The organism is Neorhizobium sp. CSC1952 (assembly GCF_030378245.1).
Taxonomy (GTDB): domain Bacteria; phylum Pseudomonadota; class Alphaproteobacteria; order Rhizobiales; family Rhizobiaceae; genus Neorhizobium; species Neorhizobium oryzae_A.
On sequence record NZ_CP128416.1, the window covers coordinates 3384294 to 3408753 of the forward strand.

At 62.1% G+C, this 24460-nt stretch carries 21 protein-coding genes; 11 read left to right on the forward strand and 10 right to left on the reverse strand.

The window, feature by feature from the left end; all coding sequences use genetic code 11:
• Positions 1-19: 19 nt before the first annotated feature.
• The 8 genes from QTA58_RS16500 to QTA58_RS16535 all read right to left on the reverse strand — a co-directional run bounded on the left by QTA58_RS16500 (position 20) and on the right by QTA58_RS16535 (position 9842).
• The gene (locus QTA58_RS16500) at positions 20-850 is read right to left on the reverse strand and encodes an MTAP family purine nucleoside phosphorylase (protein WP_289669643.1); all 831 of its coding nucleotides are present in this window, start codon (positions 848-850) and stop codon (positions 20-22) included.
• A 12-nt stretch (positions 851-862) separates the two neighbouring features.
• Entirely contained in the window at positions 863-2164 is a 1302-nt protein-coding gene (locus QTA58_RS16505) for an amidohydrolase (RefSeq protein ID WP_289669644.1), read from the reverse strand.
• Positions 2165-2166: 2 nt separating this feature from the next.
• On the reverse strand, positions 2167-2886 hold the full coding sequence (locus tag QTA58_RS16510) for an MBL fold metallo-hydrolase (protein WP_289669645.1): 720 nt from the start codon (positions 2884-2886) through the stop codon (positions 2167-2169).
• A gap of 4 nt (positions 2887-2890) precedes the next feature.
• Positions 2891-3745, reverse strand: a complete 855-nt coding sequence (locus QTA58_RS16515; protein ID WP_289669646.1) for an ABC transporter permease — start codon at positions 3743-3745, stop codon at positions 2891-2893.
• Positions 3742-4662, reverse strand: a complete 921-nt coding sequence (locus tag QTA58_RS16520) for an ABC transporter permease (RefSeq protein ID WP_085419963.1) — start codon at positions 4660-4662, stop codon at positions 3742-3744. The genes QTA58_RS16515 and QTA58_RS16520 overlap by 4 nt, the downstream gene beginning before the upstream one ends.
• Before the next feature lie 71 nt (positions 4663-4733).
• Positions 4734-6251: an ABC transporter substrate-binding protein gene (locus QTA58_RS16525; RefSeq protein WP_289669647.1), complete on the reverse strand. Its 1518-nt coding sequence runs from the start codon at positions 6249-6251 to the stop codon at positions 4734-4736.
• Between the two features lie 61 nt (positions 6252-6312).
• Positions 6313-8391: an alpha-amylase family protein gene (locus tag QTA58_RS16530; RefSeq protein ID WP_289669648.1), complete on the reverse strand. Its 2079-nt coding sequence runs from the start codon at positions 8389-8391 to the stop codon at positions 6313-6315.
• Entirely contained in the window at positions 8382-9842 is a 1461-nt protein-coding gene (locus QTA58_RS16535; protein WP_289669649.1) for an amidohydrolase family protein, read from the reverse strand. Before QTA58_RS16535 ends, QTA58_RS16530 begins: the two co-directional genes overlap by 10 nt.
• A gap of 281 nt (positions 9843-10123) precedes the next feature.
• On the opposite strand from QTA58_RS16535, the gene QTA58_RS16540 reads away from it, so the two are divergent.
• Entirely contained in the window at positions 10124-11011 is an 888-nt protein-coding gene (locus QTA58_RS16540) for a LysR family transcriptional regulator (protein WP_289669650.1), read from the forward strand.
• Positions 11012-11106: 95 nt separating this feature from the next.
• On the opposite strand, the gene QTA58_RS16545 is transcribed toward QTA58_RS16540, so the two are convergent.
• Positions 11107-11637, reverse strand: a complete 531-nt coding sequence (locus tag QTA58_RS16545) for a dihydrofolate reductase family protein (protein WP_289669651.1) — start codon at positions 11635-11637, stop codon at positions 11107-11109.
• 218 nt (positions 11638-11855) lie between these two features.
• Between QTA58_RS16545 and QTA58_RS16550 the strand changes: the two genes are divergently transcribed.
• The 6 genes from QTA58_RS16550 to QTA58_RS16575 all read left to right on the forward strand — a co-directional run bounded on the left by QTA58_RS16550 (position 11856) and on the right by QTA58_RS16575 (position 18735).
• Positions 11856-12716 carry a LysR family transcriptional regulator gene (locus tag QTA58_RS16550; RefSeq protein WP_289669652.1) on the forward strand — a complete coding sequence of 287 codons (861 nt, stop codon included), beginning with the start codon at positions 11856-11858 and terminating at the stop codon, positions 12714-12716.
• A 205-nt stretch (positions 12717-12921) separates the two neighbouring features.
• Complete coding sequence (locus tag QTA58_RS16555) at positions 12922-13707, forward strand: SDR family oxidoreductase (protein ID WP_289669653.1); 786 nt, start codon at positions 12922-12924, stop codon at positions 13705-13707.
• 14 nt (positions 13708-13721) lie between these two features.
• The gene (locus QTA58_RS16560; RefSeq protein WP_289669654.1) at positions 13722-14432 is read left to right on the forward strand and encodes a ribonuclease activity regulator RraA; all 711 of its coding nucleotides are present in this window, start codon (positions 13722-13724) and stop codon (positions 14430-14432) included.
• Positions 14433-14901: 469 nt separating this feature from the next.
• Positions 14902-15822: an SMP-30/gluconolactonase/LRE family protein gene (locus tag QTA58_RS16565; protein ID WP_289669655.1), complete on the forward strand. Its 921-nt coding sequence runs from the start codon at positions 14902-14904 to the stop codon at positions 15820-15822.
• A 209-nt stretch (positions 15823-16031) separates the two neighbouring features.
• Positions 16032-17780 carry an IlvD/Edd family dehydratase gene (locus tag QTA58_RS16570; RefSeq protein ID WP_289669656.1) on the forward strand — a complete coding sequence of 583 codons (1749 nt, stop codon included), beginning with the start codon at positions 16032-16034 and terminating at the stop codon, positions 17778-17780.
• Between the two features lie 193 nt (positions 17781-17973).
• Positions 17974-18735, forward strand: coding sequence for an SDR family oxidoreductase (locus QTA58_RS16575; protein WP_289669657.1), 762 nt, complete (start codon positions 17974-17976; stop codon positions 18733-18735).
• Positions 18736-18770: 35 nt separating this feature from the next.
• On the opposite strand, the gene QTA58_RS16580 is transcribed toward QTA58_RS16575, so the two are convergent.
• Entirely contained in the window at positions 18771-19454 is a 684-nt protein-coding gene (locus tag QTA58_RS16580) for a FadR/GntR family transcriptional regulator (protein ID WP_289669658.1), read from the reverse strand.
• 371 nt (positions 19455-19825) lie between these two features.
• Here QTA58_RS16580 and QTA58_RS16585 point away from each other — a divergent pair, with 371 nt between their 5' ends.
• From QTA58_RS16585 to QTA58_RS16600, 4 genes are all read left to right on the forward strand, one after another.
• A complete protein-coding gene (locus QTA58_RS16585) occupies positions 19826-21037 on the forward strand; it encodes an acyl-CoA dehydrogenase family protein (RefSeq protein ID WP_289669659.1) in 1212 nt (403 codons plus the stop codon).
• A 65-nt stretch (positions 21038-21102) separates the two neighbouring features.
• Positions 21103-21654, forward strand: coding sequence for a flavin reductase family protein (locus QTA58_RS16590; protein WP_289669660.1), 552 nt, complete (start codon positions 21103-21105; stop codon positions 21652-21654).
• 81 nt (positions 21655-21735) lie between these two features.
• On the forward strand, positions 21736-22863 hold the full coding sequence (locus QTA58_RS16595) for a sugar ABC transporter substrate-binding protein (RefSeq protein ID WP_289669661.1): 1128 nt from the start codon (positions 21736-21738) through the stop codon (positions 22861-22863).
• Positions 22864-22922: 59 nt separating this feature from the next.
• Positions 22923-24455, forward strand: a complete 1533-nt coding sequence (locus QTA58_RS16600; RefSeq protein WP_289669662.1) for a sugar ABC transporter ATP-binding protein — start codon at positions 22923-22925, stop codon at positions 24453-24455.
• Positions 24456-24460 lie beyond the last annotated feature (5 nt).

Below are 24460 nucleotides of genomic sequence, written 5' to 3' on the forward strand. Positions count from 1 at the left end.
ATCGGATCACGCTAACGCGTTAGGACGCGCGGCGTTTCAGCCATGCCGGCGGATGGCCGTGAAAGCCGCCGTCGAGGGCGTGGCCGCAATTGCAGGCCCGTTCGGAAGAAATGCCGGAGATCGCGTCGATCAGCGTCTTCTCGATCAGGTCGTGCAGGCCTTCCTTGTAGTAGATCTCGTTCATGCTGCCGGGACCGAAATGGACCACGGCCGGAGCCATGCCGGCGCCGAAGTTGATGACGGGGGCGATCGAGGCGAAGCACATCTCCGCTTCCCGGGCGAAGATCACTTCCGGCACCAGCGGCGTCCCGACGATGTCTCCACCTTCGCGGGCATAGGCGCGGATCTCCGCCGGCGTCTCAAACCGGGGGCCTTCGGTACAGACGAAGGTGCCCCGCTCGATGACGCGGTTGCTGTGCCTGTTGGCGGCGGCGATGAGGTCTGCGCGCAGGCGCGGGCAGAAGGGATCGGTGAAATCGACGCGCACCCAGCATTCGCTCTCATCGAACAGCGATTGTGCCCGGGCCTTGGTCTTGTCGAGGAAATCGTCGGAAATGACGATATCGCCCGGCCGGATCGCCGGATTGACCGAGCCGATGGCGTTCTGGGAAATCACCGACTCGACCCCGAGCTCGCGCAGGGCCCAGATATTGGCATGGTAATTGATCTTGTGGCTGGGCAGCGTCAGCTTTTCGCCGTAGCGAAGGATAACGGCAGCCTGCCGCCCGCCGATGCTGCCGATCAGCACCGGGGCTTCACCCCAGGGCGTGGAGACCGTTTCCAGGCGGCGGTCTTTCAGAAGGTTGTCGGAGGCTGCGCTGGTGATGAGCCCGACAGGTGCGTCCGTCATGGTCTTGGTCCTTTACCCGTGATGTCTGTAGTATTCGTGGATGGAGTGGCGGATGGCCGGCTCGTCGACATTGAGCAACCGGCCGTCCTCGACGATCATGCTGCCGGCCACCATGACGCCGCGCACGTGCTGAGGACCGGCATGGTAGACGATATCGGAAAGGACGCGCTCGGCGGTCAGTCCCAGCGGATGGCTGAGATCGAGGATGATCAGATCGGCCTCCTTGCCTGCTTCCAGACTGCCGATCTCGGCATCCCAGTTGAGGACGCGGGCGCCTTCCAGCGTCGCCATGGTCAAGGCGTCTTGCGCTCCCATGATCTTTCCGTCCAGGCTCGTGGCGCGCTGCAGGAGCACAGAGAGCTTCATTTCCTGGAAGAGATCGAGACAGTTGTTGCTGAGCGTGCTGTCGGTGCCCAGCCCCACAGGCACGCCGCGCTTACGCAGCTCCGGCACGGGCGCGACGCCGCTCGCGAGCTTGGCATTGCTCGCCGGATTGTGGGCGACGCCGGCGCCGGTGCTTGCGAGAATGTCCATGTCGTTCTCGTCGACCCAGACGCAGTGAGCGAGCACGGCACGGCTGTCGAGCACGCCGAGGCCATCGAGCCATGCGGTCGGTGACCGGCCGTATTGCTCCATCACCATCTCGTTCTCGCGTCGGTTCTCCGCGACATGGATGACGAAGGGCAGGTCGAGGCGGTCGGCCTCCCGCTTGATCTCCTTGAGCAGGGCAGGTGTGCAGCTATAGGGCGAATGGCCGCCAAGATAAAAGCGGCAGAGACCATTGTCCTTGTGCATTTCGATCGCTTCGGTGGTTTCCTCCAGTGCCAGCGGCCAGTTCGGCCGGCCGTTGCGGCGCAGCTCCGGCGAGTTGGCGAGCGCGCCGCTCAGCGACCTCATGCCGATTTCGCTTGCCACCGAGGCGAAGACGCCGGCGCCGTAACGGGTGCAGTCGCAGGCCGTCGTGATGCCGTTCCTCACCATGTCCATGACGGCGAGGTAGCAGCCGCGCCGATTGTCCTCGACCGTGAGGGGGGAGGTATGAGGCGCGAGCGCCGCCGCCCATTCGAAGAGATCGCCCTCGTCGCAGCAGCCGCGATGGGTCGAAAGCCCGCCATGCGCGTGCGTGTTGACAAGGCCGGGGATGACGACGCGGCCGCCGAGATCCTTGCGCGCCGCGAATTCCGGCTGCGGCGGCATCTCGGCCAGCGGACCTGCCCAGACGATCTTGCTACCACGAATGAGGACGGCGCCGTCCTTGTGAAAGCCGCCGGGCAGGCCGGTGCAGAGAAAAATATTGTGCAGCAGCGTCAGCATGCTCAGACCTCCAGCGAAAAACGACGGCCGTCGAGCGTCAGGCTGATCTCGGCCGAAACGGAAGACGCGGCGACAATGCGGCCGTTCTCCATCGTGAGCGGACCGTCGTGGCCGGGAACGATGACATCGGCCATGGCGACGATGCGGCGAATGCTGGCGCGCGCCGCCTCTTCGTCGAAGGCGCCGGCGGAGAGGCCGCTTTCGATCTCACCGCGATGCTTGATCGCATCCTGCGCGAGCACCGTCGTTTTTCCGGCGACCGTCGTCACCAGCGAGACATGGCCGCCGCTGTGGCCCGGCGTGCGGATCATCCTGATGCCGGGCAGTACCTCCAGTTCGCCGGAGACGAGGGTGAGCTGCGGGCTGCGCAGCAGGCCCTCGACCTGGAAGCGCGAAATGGCCGGATCGTCGTTCATGTGATCCTGCACATAGGCGAACTCGCTTTCGTGCAGCACGATCTCCGCCTTCGGAAAACACTCGGCATTGGCCATGTGGTCGAAATGCAGGTGAGACAGGATGACGGTACGGATGTCCTGCCGTTCGATGCCGCGTTCGGCGAGCGCCGCCATGAGGCCCGGCCGGTCGCCGCTGCCGCCGGTATCGAAAAGCGCGTAACCATCACGGGTCTTCAGCAGCAGGATGGTGCTCCATCCGAGGAAACCGCGTGAACCGCGGCCCGGAAAGCCGGGCATCAGAACGTCGTATGAGGCCAGGTTCGGCATAGCCTCAACCCTCCATCTGCCGAAGGCGCGGATCGAGCAGATCGCGCAGCCGGTCGCCGACGAGGTTGGTGCCGACAACAGTGACGAAGATCGCAAAGCCTGGAATGGTGGCAACCCACCAGGCGTTGCCGATGTAATTGCGCCCTTCGGAAATCATCGTGCCCCAGGTCGGCGTTTCCGGTGGAACGCCAAGCCCGAGGAAGCTCAGCGAGGATTCGAACAGGATCATCTTGGCGACCAGCAGGCTGGAGATGACGATGACCGAGGACATGACGTTGGGCAGCAGGTGGCGCGTCAGGATGTGGAGCGAGGAAATACCCATCATGTGCGCCGCCTGGATGAATTCGCGTTCGCGCAGTACGAGGCATTCGGCACGCACCACGCGGGCGTACTGCACCCAGTTGGTCAGCCCGAGGATGGCGATGATGTTCCACAGGCTCGGACCGACGACGGCGGCGACGGCCAGCGCCAGGACGAGGAATGGAATGGCAAGCTGGATGTCGGTCAGCATCATCAGCACGCGGCCGGCATATTTGTCCTCGTAGCCGGCGATGAGGCCGAACGTGACGCCGACGGCGCCGGAAATCACCACGGAGCTGACGCCGACCAGCATGGAGACGCGGGCGCCGACGACGATGCGGCTGAAGATGTCGCGGCCGAGCGCATCCGTTCCGAACAGGTGGATGCCTTCCGACCCCTGCCACAACGGCGGCTTCAGTCGCTGCAGGATATCCTGAGCGCCCGGATCGTAAGGCACGAGCCAGGGGCCGAAGAGAGCGGCGAAAAGCGCGACGAAAACGATAACGAGGCCGGCAGCCGCCAGGTGGCTTGCCGCATATCGCTTGAGGAAGGCCATCATTTGCTTCTCCTCAGACGCGGGTCGAGCAGGCCATAGGAGAGGTCTACGAGGAGGTTGATGGTGACGATGACGGCGGCCATGAACAGCACGAAGGCCTGGATCACCGTGAAATCGCGGTTTGCGATCGCCTGAATGGCCAACCGGCCGATGCCGGGATAGGCGAAGACCTCCTCGGTGATGACCGCGCCGCCGAGGAGGGCGCCGATCTGCAGGCCGATCACCGTCAGCGTCGGGATCGCCGCATTGCGCAGCGCATGGGAGAGAATGATGCGGCTTTCGCGCACGCCTTTGCCGCGAGCGGTGCGGACATAGTCCGACTGCAAGACCTCGATCATGGACGAACGCAGAAGGCGGGTGATGATGGCGGTCGAATAGGTGGCGAGCACGATCGCCGGCATGACGAGGTTCTGCCAGCTTCCGCGGCCGGAAGGCGGCAGAACCTGGAAGGTTTCGGAGAAAAGCAGGATCAGCATGATCGCCAGCCAGAAAGCCGGAAAGCTCTGGCCGATCAGGGAGATCAGCAGGCTTGCCCGATCGACGAGCGATCCGCGGTTGGCCGCGGCGAGGATCGCGAGAGGAATGGCGAGGGCGATCGACAGCAGGAAGGCGGCGCCGCCGAGTTGGAGCGTTGCCGGCACGCGCTCCAGGACGAGCTGCATCGCCGGCTGCTCGTAGCGGAGCGACATGCCGAAGTCGCCGCGGACGGCGCGGCTCAGGAAATCCCAGTACTGGACGATCAGCGGCCGGTCGAAGCCCATGAGGTGCCGGAAGCGCTGGATGTCCTCGATCGAGGCTTCGGGCGGCAGGAAGAGCGCGGAAGGATCGCCGCCGATCCGGATCAGGAAAAATACGGCAACCGACACGCCGAGCAGCACCGCCGCGGCATAGAGCAGTCGGGATATCAGGAAATTGGCCAAGACCTGCTTCGCTCCGTCGAAAAATTGTCATCCGCGGCCGGGTCCGATGCCGGCCGCGGATGCCGGTTCTGTCAGAAATGCGCCTTGCGCAGGTCGATCATGCCGTCCGGGCGCGGTGCCCAGGTAAGCTTGGCATCGAGACCGTAGATCAGCGGCGGCTGGATCATCGGCAGGTGCGGCGCATCGTCTTTGATGATGGCGGCCGCTTTCTCGTAGATAGACTTGCGTTCCGCCTGGTCGATCGTGCCGGCGCCGGCATCGAGCAGCGCGTCCAATTCAGGATTGCTGTAGTAGCTCTGGTACTGGCCGGTGTGCAGCAACGGCTGCCAGACGAGGTTCGGATCGCGGCCGCTCCAGCCGGGGAAGGTGATGCCCTCGCGGCCCTTCTTTTCCGAGACCTGACCCCAGACGCCCGGCTCGAGATACTGGATATCGACCTTGATGCCGACCTTGGCGAGGAAGCCGGCGGTCGCCTCGACGATCTCGCTGTCCTTCATGTAGCGGCCCTTGCGTGTCATCAGCGGGACCGTGAATCCGTCCGCATAACCTGCTTCCGCCAGAAGCGCCTTGGCCTTGGCTGGATCGTAGGGATAGGGCTTCCAGGCCGGATCGTAGCCGAAGGCATTGGCGGGCAGGGTCAGCGCGATACGGGTGCCCATGCCGTTCAGGAGCGCCTGCTGGATGGCATCGACATCCACCGCGTAGTTGATCGCCTGCCGGACACGCTTGTCCTTCAGGGGGGTGTCGCGGGTCGTGTCGAAGGCGAGGAAATAAAGCGAATCGCTGGCGACCGTCGCGATCTTCGTATCGCCGCCTTCAAGCGATGCCATGTCTTCCGGCGGCACGTCGACGGCGATGTCGACGCCCCCGCTCTTGAGCTCGGCGATGCGCGTGCGCGTCTCCTTGATCGGACGGAAGACGACCTTGTCGATCGCCGGCTTGCCACCCCAGTAGTCCGGGTTGGCTTCGAGCACGACGTGTTCGTCCTTCTTCCACTCGACAAAACGATAAGGGCCGGTGCCGACCGGCTTGGCGGCGAGGTCTGCTCCATTGTTCTGCGCGGTGTAGGACGGCGGCACGATCAGCGCCGGGAAGCTTGCCTCGTAGAGCGACAGCAGCATGGTCGGGAACGGCTTGTCCGTCTTGATGTCGACCGTGTAGTCGTCGACGACCGTCACGGACTTGATCTGCGAGATACGCGAATAGTAGGGCGCCTTGAAATTCGGATCGAGCGCCCGGTCGAACGTGAACTTGACCGCTGCGGCGTTGAAGGGCTCCCCATTGTGGAATTTCACGCCCTCGCGCAGCTTGAAGCGCCAGGTCAACGGGTCCGGATTGCTCCAGGACGTTGCCAGCGCCGGGACGATGTCGCCCTTTTCGTCCTGGCTGACGAGGCCGTCGTAGATCTGGAAAAGGATGTTGGCCGTCGGGAAGGCGGAATGTTTGGCGGGGTCCATCGAATAGGCGTCGGCCGCCTGCGCGACCACGATCGCCGAGGCGTTCTGGGCTGCTGCGCCGAGCGGAAGAAGCGCGAGCGCGGCGACGCCCAGCGCGCCGGCCACGAAATGCCGTCTCAGGATATCTCTCATCTGTTCACCCTTTTCTGTTCTTCGACGGCACGCAGCCATCGGGATGGATCGGTCGTCTTCCTCAAGCCTTCTTCCTCCCGGCCTGACCCTTTACCAGAGCCACGGCCGCAAAGTGATCCAGGCGCTCGATGCGCAGGACCATCATTTTGCCTGCCCTTGTGACGGGCAGTTCCGTATCGTCGTGCAATGAAAGCGCGATTTCGACGTCCGTCTCGACGGCGACCTCGAAGCCGGCGAGCGGCGTCAGTTCGGTGAGGCCCTTGGTCTGCGGGGCGGCGGCGTTTAGAAGATGCAGGACCATGCCGTCCGGATGGCCGTAGAGAATGGTCTCCACGCCGCTCGATGCCGTCGTGTGGACAGGCGGGGCGCCGGCCTGGCTTTCGACCAGAGCGCCGAGGATCGGGCGATATTCGGGCATCGAATACCGGTGATAGAGCGCGCCGATCCGCCAGGGCAGCCAGGTTGCCAGGCCCTTTCCGAACCTGCGTTCGATCAGGCCGGGTTCCTTGCCGCTGCCTTCGACGGTCGTGAATTCCGGAGCATTGTTGGCGAAGGGGCCGATGATCCGCAAGTCGTCTTGCGTTTCGCCTTCGTTGAAGGGTGCCCAAAACGGACCGGCGGCGGGGACATGCCGGATACCTCCGACGACTTTCCTCAAGTCCGCCCGGCCGAGGGCAAAATAGGCACCGACAGCCGACCAGGCCTTGCCGGGCAGAGCCGGCAGGCAGCGCAGGGCAGGGGCATTGCGCCCTTGACCGGTCTCGTTCGCTGCCGCCAGATCGGCCGTGGCGATGATCTTCCCGCCCCGTTCGACATAGGCGTCGATAATCGCCGCATCGGCATCGGACAGGCAGCTCGCAGCCGGCAGGAGGACGAGGTCGAAGCGCTGCAGGTCCGCCAGCTCGAGGCCCGGCGAGACGACGATGTCGAAGGGGTGGCGAAGGTCGGAGAGCATTTCGCAGACGCCCCGGAATTCCGCGACATGTCCGCTCCCATCGGGAGCGCCGGCCATGCGGCCGGCGTCCTCGCCCCAGAGTCTGCTGTCTTCCGACCGGAGGACTGCGATCCGGGCGAGGCTCGCCAGGCCTTCATACCAGCGGGCGTTCTTCTCGATATAGGCGCCGAATTTTCGCAGTCCCGGCACGAAGCGCGCGTCTTCGTCATCCAGCAGACCGTTGACCGCGGGTGCGGTGCTCGCGCCATGCGCGGCTGCCTGGATGAGGTTGTGAACCAGCCGCGCCTCGGGCATGGCCGACTGCCGGCTGGCGAAGACTTCCGACGTCGTCTGGATCAGTAGCGGCGGCTGACCAGGCTTGAGCGCGCGTGCCGTCAGCGTCTCCTCGGCAGCCCAGAGATTCCAGATCGGCTGCGGATCGATCGGGTTTGGCATGACGGGATTGGAGACCTGCGAGCCGATGATGTCGCTGACCTCGGCCATGCGGCGGATATCCCAGCCGTCATGGACGTGATGATAGGGCACGATCGCCGCGCCGGGATTGCGTCCCTGAACATGGCGGCGGACCCGACCCATGTAATCTGCAAGGAAGCCCTGCCGCCATGCTTCGTAGGCCGGTTCGCGGCGATCCGGTTGGAGAACCGGCTTGCCGGTCGCCACCTCGACGATGCCCCGGCAACGCTCGCAATGGCAGCGCGGCACATGGAGGTAGTTGAAGAAGAAGCCGTCTGCGGCGGGATAGCGGCCGAGGATCTCGTCGAGGATGGAGAAGACTTGGGTCTGCCAGAAGGGGCCGGTCGCGCAGATCTGCGGCATGGCCCAGGTGCTGCTCACCGCGCCGTCCGGCCTGCGGACGAACCAGTCGGGATGTTTTTCCTCCATGCCCTCGCGGCCCTTGGAGATATCCATCCTTACCAGTACCCGGATATCCTCCGCCTTCGCTGCCTTGAGGAAGTCGCCGAGGAAATCGTCTTTGAGATGCGGGTTGATCGTCTGGGAAGAGAGCCGGGTCGGGTACCAGGCGGAAAAGCCGCCGCCCATGACGATGCAGGCATTGGCGCCGACGCTTCTGATCTCGCCGATCAACTGGCCGATGCTCGATTTCGCGCCGTCGCTCTCGCGCAGGAGGTGCTGGAAGAAGCGCAGCGGGCGCTTCGTCCAGGCCAGGGGGGAGGTCACCGACATGCGCATCCTCCGGCGGCCCACAGCTTGCCGTATCGCTGCCGCATCCTGCGGATCGGCTTTTCCAGAGCATGGGCAGCAGCCTGAGCGGCGACGCCGTCGATACGCCGCCGGTCTGCGAAGGCTTGCGCCTCCTCCCAGATCGCTGCTTCGTCGATGGTCGTGCATCGGCCGCCGGATGCAACGATCCGGCCGCCGATCATCACGCTGTCGATCGCGCTCCCGCTTTCGGAAAGGACGAGCTGGCGGACGGTATCGTTCAACGGCTGGAATGCCGGAGCCTGGGAGCGGAAGAAGGTGATGTCGGCGGCACATCCGGCGGCGAGCCGGCCCGTGTCGGGCAGGCCGATGGCGTCGGCTCCGCTCGACGTTCCCAGGCGCAGGGCGGTCTGCGGACCGATCCAGGTCTTCTCGTCGTCGGAGCGCAGATTGTGCAGAAGTGCCGCCCATTTCATCGTTTCGAGGAGATTGGCGCCGTCGTTGCAGCAGGCGCTGTCCGTGCCGAGGCCGACGCGGATGTTTTCCTTCAACAGATCGGAAAGCCGGCAATGGCCGCTGCCCAGCCGCGCATTGGAAACGGGATTGTGGATGACGGCGGCGTCGGCGGCAGCGATCCGTTCGATGTCATCCGGCTCCAGCCAGATTGAGTGGACGAGATTGGTCTGCGGCGTCAGCAGGCCGAGACCGTCGAGATGGGCGATCATGCCGCGGCCGTAGAGCCGGAAGCCCATTTCCCTCTGCAGCCTCGTTTCCAGCACGTGGGTGTGCAGGATGGTGTCGTACCGCCGGCTGAAATCGCCCGCGGCCGCGAGGAGTTCGTCCGAGCATCGTTGCGGACCGGACGGGCCGATCCCCACGCTGATCAGCCCATCCGCTTCTCCATGCCAGCGACGGAAGAAGGCTTCCACGACCGCCATCTGTTGCCGGGCGGGCAATGGCGCGCGGCTGCCATAGGCGGAAAGATCGAGCCCGGCGAGATCGTCCTCGTCGAAAGGAAGCGTTTCAATGACGCTCCTGTCCGAAACGATCGGGGCGATCATCACCCGCATGCCGCTGTCCAGCCAGGCCGAGGCGACCGCATCGAGCGCTTCTCCGTCGATATCGGGCGAGATGCGGACGTGGTCGAGGACCGCCGTCGTTCCCGACCGCATCATCTCGATCGCGCCCAGCATGGTCGAGACGTAGATTTCCCTCTGGCTGCGTCTTTCCCGTAGGGCGGAAGAGGTGAGAGACCAAAGTTCGAGCGGAAGATCGGCGGCGGTTCCACGCGCGAGATTGTCCGGGGAATGGCTATGGCAGTTGACGAAGCCCGGTACGGCTATCAGGCCGGAAGCATCGATGAATTCCAGCCGGGGAGGCTTCGGCCCGCCCGGAGGATGAAGCGCGGCGATGCTGCCGCCGACGACCTCGATGGACCGCCGTTCCGCCTCGAAGCGGCCGGCCTTTTCCGTCAAGCATATGGCGTTATCGAACCAGTATCCCGGCACAGATCTTCCAGTCGATGCGTTCCCCGGCGCCTTTTGGCATCCTTGGCCCCTAGTGTTCCCAGCTCAAGGCGAAGGGGAATACATCGTTTTGGAAAAAATCATTTTCCGAAAGGCCTTCCGGGCCGGTTGGCGGGGCGGCATGCAAATTGCTGCTTCAACATGCCGGCTTGCGATTGCTCTTCCAATGCGTAAGCTCCTGATCGACGGCGTGCCAAGATGCACAAGATGTGAGCAGTGAACGACCCGCAGTGAACAGGTTCCAGGACATATTGTCGTTCGTACGGGTAGCCGAGCTCGGCGGCTTCACCGCGGCGGCCAAGGCGCTTTCCTCCTCCACGTCGGCGGTAACCAAGAGCGTGACGCGACTTGAGGAAGGCCTCGGCGTGCAGCTTTTGCACCGGACGACGCGGCGGATGCACCTCACCGAATACGGGGCCGAATATTATGAGCGCTGCCGGCAGATCCTCATTGATCTCGATGAAGCGGAGGGGTCGATCCGGGAGGCCAATATCGCGCCGAGCGGACAGGTGCGGATCGCGCTGCCGCCGTCGTTCGGCCGCATGACGGTCATTCCGGCGCTGCCGGAGTTCTACGAACGCTATCCGAATGTCGTTCTCGACCTCTGCCTCAAGAGCCAGACGGCCAATCCGATCGAAGGGGGCTTCGACCTCGTCGTCCATTCCGGACGGCTTGCCGATTCCCGTCTCATCAACCGCATCCTCGTGCGCGGCGCCCAGAAGACGGTGGCGGCGCCGAGTTACATCGAGCGCTACGGAAAACCGGAAACGCCCGCCGATCTCGACCGCCATAACTGTATTGTCGGTGCTTTCGGGCCGAATTGGCATTTTCGCGGGGTGGACGGGGGCGACGAGGTGATCCGTGTTTCCGGGTGCCTGACGACCGACAGCGGCGACATCCTGCGTGAAGCCGCAATGACCGGGCTCGGGATCTCCCAGGCGACGTGGTGGCTGTTTCGCGACGAGATGCGGCGGGGCCTTTTGGTGCCTCTCCTTGAGGAATACGAGATCGAGGCGGACCCGATCGCGATCGTTTTCCCCGCCAACCGGCGCACGCCTGCCAAGGTCCGTGCCGTCGTGGATTTTCTCCTGAAAATCACCAGAAGCAGCGCGGCGTAAGTTCGAAATCCGCCAAGACGCCACCCCGAACGGCCTATGAGCGGCTGATGGTCTGATCGGACGGACAGGCCGATTTCATCCGGCGGGTCGCGAGATCAAGCGGGAACATAGGTCAACCGGATCACATCCTCACCCATCCGGTCACTGCCGACAAGGCGGAGCGGCGGCCGGGGGCCGGCGAAATACGGCTTGCCGTGACCGATCACGACGGGGTGCAGGTAGATGCGATACTCATCGATCAGGCCAAGCTCGGTGAGGCTTCGGGCCAGGTTCGGGCCAGCGACTTCGATCTCTCCGGCGCGCCCGGCTTTCAGCTCACGGATCGCACCCTCGAGATCATCCCCGACAAGCGTGGCGTTGGGGCCGACCGACTTCAACGAGCGCGAAACGACCCATTTCGGCTGCTTCCGCCACGCGGCCGCGAAGGCGTGCTCCTCTGCACCCCATTCGGGATGATCGTCGTCCCAGTAGCGCATGATCTCATACATTTGGCGACCGTACACACTGCCCGCCTGCGCCTGAGCCTCCTCGATGAAATGGCGGAAGAGCGCGGGGCCTGGCGCAAACGCCATATGGTCGACGTAGCCGTCCAGGGACTGGTTCATTCCGAACACGAGCTTGGCCATACCCGCCTCCTTTCCTCACATACGCACCTGCGCGGTTCCGATTGCGTTATGCAATCGGTCGCAGGATAGCTCGACTGATCTTGTTTTGCAATTGGTTGTTGGAGTGCGCATGAATGCCCGGCGCTCAGGCTGCCCGGTCATTTATTGGAGATTGGATCACTTATCTTATTATGTCTTATTATGCCGGCCGATGAAGCGATAAGCGTTGATAAAATCTTATGGACACGCGTTTTCTGGAGACCCTGATTGCCGTATTCGAACGGGGCTCAATAGCGGAAGCTGGCCGACACCAGAACCTGAGTGCGGCCGCGGTCACGCAGCGCATCAGAGCGCTCGAGGCCGAAATCGGGCAACCTCTCGTCATACGCGTAGGGCGGACGGTCAGGCCGACCGAGCTGGGTATCAGCGTCGCAGACAAAGCTCGATCACTGCTCAACGAGGTCCGCGGCCTCGGCGACGGGATAACAACGGACCCGCTTCGCGGGACGCTACGCCTCGGTGCCATGAGTACCGCCACGACGGGTTTGCTTCCGCCCGTCCTCGGACGGCTGGCGACCAGGTATCCAGGTGTTGAAGCTTATATACTCCCGGGGACCTCCCAGGATCTTTACGACAGAGTCCTGAAGGGTGACTTGGATGCAGCCCTCATTATCGAACCGCCTTTCGGGCTATCGAAGACCTGCGATTACAGAGTAGCGCGAGAGGAGAACCTGGTCCTTCTCGTGCAGCCCGAGTTTGCCGGCGCCGATCCTGTGGCACTCCTGGGTCGCCTTCCGTTCATCCGGTACGACCGTTCGACCTGGGGCGGCATGCTGGCGACGCGGTGGCTGGAAGCGGCGGGGATAGTCCCACACGAGCGTTACGAACTTGATGCCCTCGATGCGATCGCGACATTTGTCCACCAGGGGCTGGGAATTGCCATCGTTCCGGACTGGGCCTCTCCTTGGCCGGAAGGGCTATCTCTCGCGAAATTGCCGCTCCCGACATATTCAATCACACGCCGGATTCAGCTTGTGTGGGGGCGGGGCAGTCCTCGCATCAGTTTGATCAGAGCCTTCCTCGAAGTCCTTTCCGATTAGAGCGCCGTGCGTCCAATTGAACGCACAAAGGACGCTCTAACACTTTGAATCTGCTGCATCGTGCTTTCCGAAACCGACTCCGGTTTTCGGGCCGATGCAGCGGGCGGACGGTGAACCCTACTAAATGTAACGTCTGAACACGCAATCACATCGCTTTTCGTTATGGTTCCAGTGAGCCATCGTTGCCCTATCGAGGGAGAAGCGTATGGATCTCGGAATTCAGGGTAAAGTAGCGCTCGTTTTTGGCGCAGGCGGAGGGCTCGGGAGCGCAATCGCGAAGACGTTGGCTGCGGAAGGCGCCGAACTCGTCGTTGCCGACATCGATGAGGCGTCCGCCTTGGCTACGGCAAATTCAATCGTGTCGGAGGGTGGAAAGGCGACCGAATTGCGGTGGGACCTCGCCGATCTGTCGTCGATCGATCGTCATGTTTCCACTATCGAGCGCCTTTGCGGCAAAGTCGATATCCTTGTGAACAACACAGGCGGCCCCCCGCCGGCACCCGTGTCGAACCAGGATCCGCAGGCGTGGCAGCAGCATTTCCAATCGATGGTGCTCAGCGTGATCGCCATCACTGACCGGATATTGCCTGGCATGCGCTCCGCCGGCTGGGGCCGGATCGTCACCTCAACCTCTTCGGGCGTAATTGCCCCGATCCCGAATCTGGGTTTCTCCAACGCGCTGCGTCTGAGCCTGGTCGGGTGGTCGAAAACGTTGGCGCGTGAGGTAGGACGCGACGGTATTACCAGCAACATCGTCCTTCCGGGTCGCATCGCCACGAAGCGCATCACGTTTCTCGATGAGCAGAAGGCCAAGCGGGAGGGCCGCACTGTGGAGGAGGTTTCGGCCGAGAGTACTTCGAGCATCCCTGTCGGACGCTACGGCAAACCCGAAGAATACGCCGACGCAGTAGCGTTTCTTGCAAGCAAGCGTGCCACCTACATTACCGGCTCAGTCATCCGGGTTGACGGTGGCCTGATCCAATCAATCTAAAAGGAAAATTGCGCATGGCCCTCGATCCCGGCTCCGTCAATATCTTGAAGGACATCTCCACCGCGACGCTTACGACGGTCCTTCTCAAGAAGGGTCTGCGCAACGTTTGGATGCGCGGCACAAAGCCTCTCCGTTCCGGGCAGCCGCGTTGCGTGGGAACCGCCTTCACGTTCCGCTTCGTGCCTGCCCGCGAGGATCTGGCGACACCTGCGTCGTGGGGTTCTCCTATCTCCACCCGGGCTGCCATTGAAGCGATGCCGGAAGGTTCGATAGCCGTCATAGACGGCCAGGGCGTGAGCGACGCAGGGGTGTTCGGCGACATCCTCGTTTCGCGTATGGCCAAGCGCGGCATGGTCGCCATGGTGACGGACGGAGTCGTCCGCGATCTCGCGGGCGTCCTCAGCGTCGATTTCCCCGTGTGGTGCAACGGCGTGGCGGCCTCACCGTCGGTGGCGGGGCTCACCTTCGTGAATTGGCAGGAGCCTATCGGCTGCGGAGGCGTTGCGGTCTTTCCCGATGACATCATCGTGGTCGATGATGACGGAGCCGTGGTGATTCCTGCTTCTCTATTGGCAGATGTCCTGGCTGAAGCGCCGGAGCAGGAGCGGATGGAGGCGTGGATCATGCAGGAGGTCGGGCGGGGCACGCCGCTGCCGGGCCTCTATCCAATGAACGCGGAGACCAAGGCTCGTTACGAGTTGTTCAAAGCGGGACAGTCGACCTGAATCCAGACCGGTTTTGTTCGAGCTGAGCAGAAGCCGGTGTCCTGTCGGATGTCACAGGTTTTGATGCGCTGCCGACAGCTACAAAACAAGAATTCTTTCTGTGCTGCCGGAGATGCCCCGCCGCCTTGCAGGCGTGCGGGACACAGGCTTACCGTTCCGCCATACCTGGCCTCATCGAGCGCTGTCGCACAACGCTGGACCAATGTCTTGGTTGGTTCAATCCGCTTATTGCGAGAATTCGAACGTCCTTTTACCAAGTTACAAACCAGCAGACGTCAAAAGAAAGCACCAGAGCGCGCCAAGCGAAGAAAAGTGCTCTGAAATACCAGGAAACGCTCAGGAATTTCTCTTCGAGAAGCGGCCTTATCGCCGCTCTTTGAGTGGTGCTGTTTGACGCTTCAACTGCTCGGTGTCGAGTTCGGTTCGGCTTGGTCAGCCGACGATCGCAAACCACTTTTGGAGTTGAATGATGTTCGGAGAAATCGAAGGCACCGGGTTCGAGGTGATCGACGAGCGGTTCAAGTCGTGCACATCTCATGCCCGCGTCGAGCGGCTATGGACGGGGGCGCGGTTCAGCGAAGGGCCGGCATGGTTTCCTGCGGGTCGTTATCTCATATGGTCCGACATCCCGGGCAACCGGATGCTGCGTTGGGACGAGACTGACGGATCGGTTTCGGAGTTCCGCAATCCGTCCAACAATTCCAATGGAAATACCGTCGACCTCGAGGGCCGGTTGGTGTCATGCCAGCATCTGACGCGAAGCGTGACGCGCACCGAACACGACGGCAGCATCACGACGATAGCCTCGCATTACAACGGAAAGCGTCTCAACGCACCCAACGACGTTGTCGTGAAGTCGGACGGATCGATTTGGTTTTCCGATCCGAGCTATGGCATCGATCATTTCTACGAAGGTGATCAGGCCAAGAGCGAGCAGGACGGCTGCCATGTTTACCGGGTGGATCCGAAAACCGGCGCGGTCGAGCAGCGAACCACCGACATGGTTCGGCCGAACGGGCTCGCGTTTTCGGTGGACGAGAAGCATCTCTACGTGTCCGACACCGGGGTTACGCATGTGGCGAATGGACCGGCTCACATTCGAAAGTTCAAGGTGAACGACGACAGCACCCTTTCGGGGGGCGAAGTGTTCGCGACCTCGACGGCGGGATTGTTCGACGGCTTCCGGCTGGACACCCTGGGGCGTATCTGGACCAGTGCCGCAGACGGTGTGCATTGCATCGACACCGATGGCACGCTGATCGGCAAAGTCCGCATCCCCGAGCCTGTCGGAAACCTCACATTCGGCGGCAAGAAGAAGAACCGTCTGTTCATCTGCGGTACTTCCTCCCTTTACGCCATGTACGTCATGGCCGTTGGCGCAGCGCGTTGAGCGCGTGATCCCTCCACTACGAATGCCTTGCCGCGTTTCCGTGGCGAGGCGGCTTGACCACAGCATCGGCCCGAAAATCGGGATCGATTTCGGTAAGCATGTAGATTCAATAAGTTAGAGCGTCCTTCGTGCGGCTGTTCGGACGCACGGCGCTCTCGTGCGCGACACATTTTTGCCGCGACAACAGACCTGTTTGAAAGCGCCGGGCTATGAAAACAAAAGGACCGAAAATACCTGACTCGATCTCGGAAACGTTGAGGTCGAGTGCCTGGTTCGGATCGAGGGACCGTAACGGGTTCATGCATCGGTCATGGATGAAAAATCAGGGCACACCGCAGCGAATGTTCGATGGCCGCCCCGTCATCGGCATCTGCAACACCTGGTCCGAACTCACGCCTTGCAACGCGCACTTCCGGCAGATTGCCGAGGCGGTCAAGCGCGGTGTTCTTGAGGCTGGAGGTTTTCCGGTTGAATTCCCGGTGATGTCGCTGGGCGAAACCCTGCTGCGTCCGACGGCGATGCTGTTTCGGAACCTCGTCAGCATGGATGTCGAGGAATCCATCAGGGCCAACCCGATCGACGGCGTGGTGCTGCTCTGCGGTTGCGACAAGACCACACCGGCACTGATCATGGGCGCGGCCAGCTGCGACATCCCGACGATCGTCGTCTCGGGCGGTCCGATGCTGAACGGCAAGTTTCGGGGCAAGGACATCGGGTCGGGCACAAACCTTTTCTCGATGAGCGAGGATGTACGCGCCGGGCGCATGAGCGTGGACGATTTCGTCGGTGCCGAGGCCTGCATGTCGCGCTCTGCCGGACATTGCATGACGATGGGTACAGCCTCCACCATGGCGAGCATAGTCGAAGCGCTCGGACTTAGCCTGCCGCACAACGCAGCCATCCCGGCGGTCGACGCGCGCCGCTACGAACTGGCCCAGAACTCGGGGCGCGAGATCGTCGGCATGGTTCACAAGGGAATGCGTATTTCCGATGTCGTGGATCGCAGGTCGATGCAGAACGCGGTCAAGGTCAACGCGGCAATTGGCGGATCGACCAATGCCGTGATCCATATGTTGGCAATCGCAGGCCGTATGGAGATCCCCCTTTCGCTCGACGATTTCGACGCATGGAGCAGGGAGGTTCCACTCCTGGTAGACCTGATGCCTTCAGGCCAGTTCCTGATGGAGGATTTTTATTACGCCGGTGGATTGCCGGCGCTGATGCGCGAGATGGGCGGACTTCTGGATGGCGATGCGAAGACGGTCAACGGCAGGACGGTCGGCGAGAATATTGCAGATGCGGAGTGCTGGGACCGCAAAGTTATCCGGTCGCTTGACAACCCTGTGCGGGCGGCAGCAGGCATCGCGGTGCTGCGCGGGAACCTGGCGCCGAACGGGGCGATCATAAAGCCGTCCGCAGCCTCCGGGAAACTGCTCCAGCACCGAGGAAAGGCCGTGGTTTTCGATAGCCTGGAGGACTTGAGGGCAAGGATCGACGATCCGGACCTGGACGTAGACGAGGACTCCGTTCTCGTCATGCGCAATGTCGGTCTGAAAGGCTTTCCCGGGATGCCGGAGGTCGGCAACATGCCGTTGCCGACCAAGCTTCTCGAAAAGGGTGTCCGGGACATGGTGCGGATATCGGATGCCCGAATGAGTGGCACGGCTTATGGAACGGTGATCCTGCACGTGTCCCCCGAAGCCGCGATGGGCGGGATGTTGGCGCTGGTGCGGGATGGCGACATGATCGAGCTCGATGTCGAAGGCAGGCGCCTCGTGCTGGATGTCGATGACGGAGTTCTGGCCGAGCGAAGTGCCGAACTGCCGGAACCACCACGGCATTCAGGAGGCGGTTACGAGCAGCTGTTCATGAACCACGTCCTTCAGCCCGAAAAAGGAGCGGATTTCGACTTCCTCGTCGGTCGAAGGGGCGCGAAGGTTTCACAGAACGCGCATTAGAGCAATTCCAGGAAAAGTGTGTAACGGTTTTCCGTCCGGAATTGCGTAAAAACAATTACTTAGAGTGCCGTGCGTCCAACTGGACGCATTAAGGACGCTCTGATGCATTGAATCGGCTGCATCGTGCTTTCGAAAACCACTTCCGGTTTTCGGGCCGATGCAGTAGGCAGAGCCTACATCGAGAAGGGACAACATGGCACGAACGGATACAGGCAAGGTCGCTGTTGTCACTGGTGCAGGGTCGGGGATCGGTCGAGCCGTCAGCCTCGGCCTTCTGTCGCATGACTACCGGGTCGTTATCGCAGGCCGGTCGCGCGACAAGCTGCAGGCCCTTGCGGAAGAAAGCGGCCGAGTACGGAACGTGCTGGTCGCCCCCACCGATGTCACCGACCCGGAAGCCGTCGAAAAGCTTTTCCAGTCGGCCGTGTCATGGGCCGGCCGCGTCGACCTGCTGTTCAACAACGCCGGTGCCTTCAGCGGAGCCACGCCGCTGGACGAGGTCGAGGCTGGAGAATGGCGGCGAATGATCGACGTGAACCTGAATGGCGCGTTCTACTGCGCCCAAGCGGCGTTCCGGCAGATGAAGTCGCAAAGTCCTGCCGGCGGACGGATAATCAACAACGGCTCCATCTCGGCACAGGTCCCACGGCCGAATGCCATCGCCTACACGGCATCCAAGCACGCTATCACCGGCCTAACCAAGGGAATTTCCCTGGAAGGGCGTGCCCATGGGATTGCGTGCGGCCAGATCGACATTGGCAATGCGGCAACCTCCATGACTGCGGGCATGGGCACGGGAATGCTTCAGGCGGACGGAACCATCCGCACAGAACCGACGATGGATACGGCCAATGTCGTCGAGGCCGTTCTGTTCATGGATCGTTTGCCGCTCGACGCGAACGTACCTTTCATCACCGTCACCGCAACGACCATGCCATATCTGGGCAGAGGCTGAAAGCGAACCTGCGGACACGCGGCCTGATGCGCGGTTCAATGCCCTCTGGCGATGACCGGACCGATTGTCAGCGTCAACGCCTTGATGTGAGCCTTCATCGCCTGCTCGGCCGAATCCGGGTCCCGTGACTTGATGGCCTCCAGGACCTTCTCATGTTCCCGCGAATACCGGCGAACTAGACGTGGATCGAATTCCGACGTTGTCTTGACCGTCCATCGCGCGTGCGTCTTGATACGAAAGATTTGATCGATTGTCTTGATGAGAATGCCGTTGCCGGATGCTTCGGTCACCGCCCGGTGGAAGAGCTCATCCCACTTTTCCCAGTCGCCCCAGGTTTGAGCTTCACACCCGTCGGCGAGATACTTGCTCATCATCGCCAACTCCTGATCCTGAGCGCGAACCGCTGCGAAGCGTGCAACGATCGGTTCAAAGGACAGGCGAGCCTCAAGAATTTCCGCAAGGGTAGTAGAGACGGAGAGTACTTGGAGGCTTCCGACGATGGACGCGGGGCGGCTGCCTACGTAGGTACCGATACCGACCTGACGCCATACGATGCCTTCCGACTCAAGCTGCTCCAGGGCATCGCGGAGAGTTCCGCGGGAAACGCCGAGCATTTTGACAAGGTCCCGTTCGGCGGGGAGGCGGCTGTGAATTGGATACCGAGCCGAAGCAATCCATTCAGCCAGGGTTTCTGCGACCGACTCGCGCAATTTGGACATCAGCTGAATTCTCCCCGGCTTTGCTGAGATACTTTCATCCTATCGCGATGGTCTGCCAAGCCCAGCACGAGAATAGAGTACTCCAATTTTTTAATTGGTACAGGCCGTCGATTGCCCGACGACCACCGTTTCAGTATCAACAATAGGAAGAATAGTTTCCGTAAATACCCACGCCGCGACAGAAAAAGGTCGGTTCAGCGATAGCTGATCTGCGTCAATAAACATCGCAGCTGATTTATCAAAGCCCCCGAAGGGGAGGGGCCGCAGCGACCGGGCGGATGCCGGAGGTTGCATCGTGCTGCTTTGACGGCGCGGTGATCGGGCATGTGCCTCTTTGGCGGCGCATTTATGGATGTCCTCAAGGAGGTCTGATGGACGATATGACTGATGATCTGAACGGCGCGATCAGTGCTTCGGGCCTGGTGGAGAAGGCCCGGCAGGCCGTCCCGTTCCTGCGTGAACGGGCCGACGAGGCCAACGCGCTGCGCCGCCCTCCGGAGGACGTCAGGGCGTTCATGAAGGCAAGCGGCTTCTCCCGCCTGTGGATGCCCCGGCGCTACGGCGGTGCGGAAGGTCCGCTGCGCGCCGGATCCGACATGCTGCGCGAGCTGGCCCATGGCTGCGGCTCGACCGCCTGGATCACCGTCCAGAACGCGCTGCACAACCTGATGCTGGCCAACTGGCCGGCCGAGGCGCAGGAGGATGTCTGGGGCAGGACGCCCGACGTCCTGGTCAGCGGCATCCTCATTCCCGGGATCGGCAAGGCGACGAAGGTTGAGGGCGGCTACCGGCTGTCCGGACGCTGGCCCTTCGTCAGCGGCGTCGAGGTCGCGGACTGGGTCATCTTCACCGGCGACTGCACCGGTGCCGACGGCAAGGCGGAGGAGCTGCATTTCGTCGTCCCGAAGGACGAGATCGAGGTTCTCGACACCTGGTACACGATCGGGCTGAAGGCCTCCTCCAGCCAGGACGTCAAGGTGAACGACGTCTTCGTGCCGGAGCACCGCACCGTCACCGACGCGGCCCTCAAGGGCGGCGCCACCAGCCCGGCCGCCGCCCGCTACGAGGGCGCCTGCTACAAGGTCCCGCCCTATTCGATCTTCGGCTGCTTCATCGGCAGTGCGGCGCTCGGCATCGCCGAGGCGGCGGTCGACCACTACATCGCCAATGCGCGCAAGCGCGCCGCGACGATGGCGGGCGGCACCAGCATCGCGAGCTACACGACACAGCAGGTCAAGGTCGCCGAGGCACAGTCGGCCGTCCTTGCTGCGCGCCAGTTGATCTACTCGGTGCTGGACGAGGCCGAGCGGCTGGCGACAAGCGGCACGCCCACGACCGAGGAGGACCGCACCCGGTTCCGCGCCCTGGCCGCCTATGCCAACAAGCTGGCCGCAGCAGCAGGCGCCACCGTGCTCGAGGCCGGCGGCGGCGGCGTGATCTACGAGCGCAACCCGGTCGCACGCTGCATCTCGGACCTCACCGTCACCAACCGCCACATCACCCAGAACTGGGACGTCAACGCTTCAACCTACGGCCGCGCACTCCTCGGACTGCCTATCGAAAACCCAATGCTCCAAGACTGACCCAATTGTTTTTGACCGGCCGCCGGATAGGGCGCCGGCCAACGGTAGAATAGGAGGCCATCCGGATGACGAAACGAGATCAATCGCCGACTTCTCTGACCCTGCCGCATGACTTCACCGGCGTCAGCCGGGAAGAGTTCCTTTTGGCAATGAGACAGGCCGCATCCCTGGTCTCGGTGATTACGACCACCGTCGATGATCGACGCATGGCGCTGACGGTCGGGTCCTTTCTGTCGGTTTCGGCGGATCCGCCACTGATGTCCGTTTGCGTGAACCAAAAAAGCAGAATGTGCGGGGCGATGAAATCCAGCGGCCAATTCGGGGTCCATGTCCTGGCCGATACGCAGTCCGAGGTCGCGGACATTTTTGCCGGCCGACCTCAAAACGGAGACGCGTATGACTTTTCCTGCGTCGAGTGGCTGGACCAGGGCGACGGCCGGGAATCGTTGATGGACGGCGCGTCCATTTCAGCGGAATGCAAAATCGAATCGATAATCGATGCCGGCTCTCACTGCATCTTCATCGGGGCGGTAACCAACATCAAGACGGAAGAAAAACGTCCGCTTTTATACTGGAACCGCTTGTACGGATTTCCATCGCATGCGCCCAACGCCTGAATCCGAAACTTCCGACGGATGGGCAGAGCGCTCGCAATGACCTTTTGAAACCTTGGCATCAGACCGAGAAGGGGAACTCACATGAAAAGATTCTATAACTCAAGACTTTTAGGCGCACTTGCCGGTGCGGCAATCTTGGGCGGCGGCATGGCCGGCGGGGCGTCGGCTCAGGAAAAGCACAAGATATTTCTCAGCATGAGCTATATCGGCAACGACTGGCAGACTGAGTCCGCCAACATGGTCCGCGCGATGGCGATCAGCCCCGGCCTGATCGACAAAGTCGATCTTCAGGTTCAGGTGGCTGGGCCCAATGCGCAGAAGCAGATCCAGCAGATCAACTCGATGGTGCAGGCTGGTGCAAAGGCGATCGTGATCTATCCGATCTCGCCGACCGCGCTGAATGGCGCCATCAAGAACGCGTGCAGCAAGGGCGTGGCGATCTTTACCTATGATGGCGTCGTGACGGAACCCTGCGCGCATCAGGTGCATGTCGATCAGAAGGCCTGGGGCGTGGAGTCGGCGGAATGGCTGGTCAAGCAGATGGGCGGCAAGGGGAAGGTTGTCATGATCAACGGCGTCCCGGGCACCACAACCGATGCCGACCGCACTGCAGGCGCCAAAAGCGTGTTCGCCAAACATCCGGAAATCGAGGTCATCGCCGAGGCCAATGGCATGTGGAGCCAGGCAGTCGGCCGAACCGAACTGTCCAAGATATTTGCGACGAAGAGCTGGGATGAAGTTGACGGCGTTTGGATGCAGGTCGGCTGCTACACCGCCAACTCGCTGCAGATCGAGGCGGGAATTGCCGAAAGCGACCTACGGCCATGCGCCGGCGAGGCCTCGAACGGTGGGCGTATCCAAATGCTTCCCGTTGACGCCGAGGTTGACGGCGCCAGCGGCAATTACCGCCCAATGGGCGCAAAACGGTGGTCGGCCGGTTCAGCCAACTATACGGGTGCCTATGCGCTGAAGCTTGCGGTCCAGAAGCTCGAAGGGGCTGAGGTCCCCGCTGAAGTCATTGTGCCCAATCCGGCCATCACCAACGACAACATCAAACTCTGCAAGGAAGGAACCTGGAAGGAGATGTCGGAAGGCTGCAATGTCTTTCAACCCTCCATTGTTCCGAACCCTGGGTGGTTCGCCTCTATCTACTCGGAACTGACGCCCGAGGTGGGCCTGGCGGCCGCTCTCGTGGGCCAGCCCGAGTAATCGGAGCCGGCGGACTGGCCCGTTAAACGCGGACCAGTCTGCTGCGACGGGGACGAGTGATGACAGATACTTTCGACGCCATTCGCGTATCCGCCGTAACGAAGACCTATGGTCCGACCGTCGCTCTCGACGATGTAAGCGTGGTCGTCCGCAGCGGTACGGTGCATGCGCTGCTCGGCGAAAACGGTGCCGGGAAGTCCACGTTCGTGAAACTTCTGTCGGGACTCGTCGCGCCCGACCGGGGCGAAGTGAGCGTTTTCGGCGAAAGCGTGAAGCTGGTCGATCCGGGTGCGGCGCATCGGCTCGGCATACAGACCGCGTTCCAGGAGATGACGCTCCTGCGCAACCTGACCGTGCTGGACAACATGCTTATTCCCAGGGCACCGGTCGCAGCCTCCGGCGTCATCAGGCGGTCCCAGGCCAAGGCCGACATTTCCCGTCACTTTGCCGAACTCGGGCTGTCAGAGGTCAATCTGAACGATGAGATCGGCGATCTTGAGCTTGCTCTTCGGCAAAAGATCGAGATCGCTCGCGCCATTTACCGCAAGCCGCGCGTCCTGCTTCTCGATGAGCCGACATCGTCGCTCTCCGGGCCGGACGTCGAGTGGCTGGGTCGGATTATCAGACGCGAGAAGGCGCGCGGAACCACCATAATCTTCATCTCGCACAGGTTGTCGGAGGTGCGCGATTTCTGCGACGACCTGACCATCCTGCGCAACGGACGACATATCGGTACCGGCCACGTCGCGGACTTCTCGGATGAGAATGTGATCAGCATGATCGCGGGCCGCTCACTCGTCCATTCGTTTCCCCCGCGTGCTCAGACGCGGCACGCGCTTGGTGCCGAAATTCTGACGCTTGAGAGCGCCGGAACCGACGGCAAACTCAAGGAGATCAGCCTAAGTCTTCGCGAGGGTGAGATCCTGGGGGTCGCCGGCTTGCAAGGCATGGGTCAACATGACCTGTTCCTCGCCATCTTCGGAGACAAGCCTCTGAGACATGGCGCGATGCGGATCGGCGGCCAGCGTGTAGTTCTGACCTCTCCGCGCGATGGGATCAGCGCCAGGATCGGCATCAGCCTAGTCCCGGAAGAGCGCAAGACCGAAGGCCTTTTCCTTAGGCTGAGCGGAACGCATAACGCCACAATTCCGATAATCGACAGGTTCACACGCTTCGGGCTGATAGACCGAAAGAGGGAATCCGCAGAGGTCCGCCGGGCCTTCGACAAGATCGACCTTGTCGAGCGGGCCGAATGGTCCCCTGCTCAGACGTTCTCGGGCGGAAACCAGCAGAAGATCGCAATCGCGAAATGGTTGATGACCCAGGCCTCCGTACTCTTGGTCTACGATCCGACGCGTGGAGTTGATGTCGGCACAAAGAACGAAATCTACCAGATACTTCTGCGGTACGCCGAGGCTGGCGGAGCGGTCCTGTTTTATTCGACCGAAATCCCCGAACTCGTGCACCTGTCCGATCGAACGATCGTTTTCTACAGCGGCAGGGTCGCGGCGGAGCACTCCGGCGACGCGCTGACGGAACAAAATATCCTCGCCTCGGCCCTTGGGTCAGCGCCGGCCAAGACCGCAATTTAGGGGCA

What these genes read in the sequence shown, in the direction of transcription:
- QTA58_RS16580 (WP_289669658.1), bottom strand. Translation starts at nt 19,454, where the DNA reads ATGTCCAAATTGCGCGAGTCGGTCGCAGAAACCCTGGCTGAATGGATT.
- QTA58_RS16590 (WP_289669660.1), top strand. Translation starts at nt 21,103, where the DNA reads ATGACGAAACGAGATCAATCGCCGACTTCTCTGACCCTGCCGCATGAC.
- QTA58_RS16555 (WP_289669653.1), top strand. Translation starts at nt 12,922, where the DNA reads ATGGATCTCGGAATTCAGGGTAAAGTAGCGCTCGTTTTTGGCGCAGGC.
- QTA58_RS16545 (WP_289669651.1), bottom strand. Translation starts at nt 11,637, where the DNA reads ATGGCCAAGCTCGTGTTCGGAATGAACCAGTCCCTGGACGGCTACGTC.
- QTA58_RS16595 (WP_289669661.1), top strand. Translation starts at nt 21,736, where the DNA reads ATGAAAAGATTCTATAACTCAAGACTTTTAGGCGCACTTGCCGGTGCG.
- QTA58_RS16600 (WP_289669662.1), top strand. Translation starts at nt 22,923, where the DNA reads ATGACAGATACTTTCGACGCCATTCGCGTATCCGCCGTAACGAAGACC.
- QTA58_RS16550 (WP_289669652.1), top strand. Translation starts at nt 11,856, where the DNA reads ATGGACACGCGTTTTCTGGAGACCCTGATTGCCGTATTCGAACGGGGC.
- QTA58_RS16530 (WP_289669648.1), bottom strand. Translation starts at nt 8,391, where the DNA reads ATGTCGGTGACCTCCCCCCTGGCCTGGACGAAGCGCCCGCTGCGCTTC.
- QTA58_RS16565 (WP_289669655.1), top strand. Translation starts at nt 14,902, where the DNA reads ATGTTCGGAGAAATCGAAGGCACCGGGTTCGAGGTGATCGACGAGCGG.
- QTA58_RS16505 (WP_289669644.1), bottom strand. Translation starts at nt 2,164, where the DNA reads ATGCTGACGCTGCTGCACAATATTTTTCTCTGCACCGGCCTGCCCGGC.
- QTA58_RS16510 (WP_289669645.1), bottom strand. Translation starts at nt 2,886, where the DNA reads ATGCCGAACCTGGCCTCATACGACGTTCTGATGCCCGGCTTTCCGGGC.
- QTA58_RS16570 (WP_289669656.1), top strand. Translation starts at nt 16,032, where the DNA reads ATGAAAACAAAAGGACCGAAAATACCTGACTCGATCTCGGAAACGTTG.
- QTA58_RS16560 (WP_289669654.1), top strand. Translation starts at nt 13,722, where the DNA reads ATGGCCCTCGATCCCGGCTCCGTCAATATCTTGAAGGACATCTCCACC.
- QTA58_RS16525 (WP_289669647.1), bottom strand. Translation starts at nt 6,251, where the DNA reads ATGAGAGATATCCTGAGACGGCATTTCGTGGCCGGCGCGCTGGGCGTC.
- QTA58_RS16575 (WP_289669657.1), top strand. Translation starts at nt 17,974, where the DNA reads ATGGCACGAACGGATACAGGCAAGGTCGCTGTTGTCACTGGTGCAGGG.
- QTA58_RS16515 (WP_289669646.1), bottom strand. Translation starts at nt 3,745, where the DNA reads ATGATGGCCTTCCTCAAGCGATATGCGGCAAGCCACCTGGCGGCTGCC.
- QTA58_RS16500 (WP_289669643.1), bottom strand. Translation starts at nt 850, where the DNA reads ATGACGGACGCACCTGTCGGGCTCATCACCAGCGCAGCCTCCGACAAC.
- QTA58_RS16585 (WP_289669659.1), top strand. Translation starts at nt 19,826, where the DNA reads ATGGACGATATGACTGATGATCTGAACGGCGCGATCAGTGCTTCGGGC.